We start from the raw sequence: 602 nt of genomic DNA on the forward strand, positions 1-602 counted from the left end.
TGTAGCGTCCAGCATAACCAATTGCTAAGCACAAAAGTATAACCGCAGCAGCAACAGGGATAATTTTGCCTGTAAGTTCTGTTTGCAGATTGCTCAAAGCACTTTTAGCGTTGTCTAATTTTTGGGCATATACAGGACTATCCATAAAAAATACAGTTATAGCTGTAGAAATTGCGACAATCCTTTTGTTGTTTTTTGATCGAAGATTAATTAATTGTTTCATATTCTACTCTTAATTGAAATTATTCGTAAGTAATATCACGGAGAGGCGGTGAACAACATATTGGCAAGTTGAGTTGCTGAGCCAGCGATGACAACGCCGATTGCCCACCGTATAAACGTATCTTTCTCTATATAGCGTCCAGCATAGCCGATTGCTAAGCACAAAAGTATAACGGCAGCGGCAACGGGGATAATATTACTAACAAGATCGCTCTGCAGACCTTTTAAAGCTTTTTGGGCATGATCTAGTGCAGCATGTGTAGGATGAGCCATAAAAAATACAGTCACAGCTGCAGCAATTGTTGCAATCCTCTTATTATTTTTTGATTGGGAATTATTTAATTGTTTCATAATTATTCATTCTAGTTAAGACCATAGTT

2 protein-coding genes are annotated in these 602 nt (G+C 37.5%); both read right to left on the reverse strand.

Going from position 1 to position 602, the window contains the following annotated elements:
- Window positions 1-223: VirB2 family type IV secretion system major pilin TrwL (trwL, locus tag ACFINS_RS10975; protein WP_375706290.1), on the reverse strand; the 223-nt coding region annotated here is incomplete at its 3' end.
- 35 nt (window positions 224-258) lie between these two features.
- A complete protein-coding gene (gene trwL, locus ACFINS_RS10980) occupies window positions 259-573 on the reverse strand; it encodes a VirB2 family type IV secretion system major pilin TrwL (protein WP_034454489.1) in 315 nt (104 codons plus the stop codon).
- Window positions 574-602 lie beyond the last annotated feature (29 nt).

Origin of the sequence: Bartonella sp. AA2SXKL (genome assembly GCF_042197205.1) — a bacterium.
GTDB lineage: Bacteria > Pseudomonadota > Alphaproteobacteria > Rhizobiales > Rhizobiaceae > Bartonella.

Excerpts from the sequence above, each read along its gene's own strand:
- trwL (WP_034454489.1), bottom strand. The coding sequence starts at position 573 with ATGAAACAATTAAATAATTCCCAATCAAAAAATAATAAGAGGATTGCA.